This is a genomic window from Peribacillus simplex (assembly GCF_001542915.1).
GTDB lineage: Bacteria > Bacillota > Bacilli > Bacillales > DSM-1321 > Peribacillus > Peribacillus simplex_B.
This window is the reverse complement of the sequence record NZ_LNNH01000034.1, coordinates 1-201: the sequence shown is the minus strand read 5'-3', so window position 1 is coordinate 201 and position 201 is coordinate 1. Positions and strand designations below refer to the sequence as shown.

Here is a 201-nt window from a genome sequence, read left to right as displayed (position 1 = left end):
GGCGGACGGGTGAGTAACACGTGGGCAACCTGCCTATAAGACTGGGATAACTTCGGGAAACCGGAGCTAATACCGGATACGTTCTTCCTTCGCATGAAGGGAGATGGAAAGACGGTTTACGCTGTCACTTATAGATGGGCCCGCGGCGCATTAGCTAGTTGGTGAGGTAATGGCTCACCAAGGCGACGATGCGTAGCCGAC

At 54.7% G+C, this 201-nt stretch carries 1 rRNA gene (only partly in view); it reads left to right on the top strand.

What is annotated here, in order from left to right:
- A 16S ribosomal RNA gene (locus AS888_RS17170) occupies positions 1–201 on the top strand; its annotated part reaches 80 nt to the left of the window's first position; the annotation flags it as partial.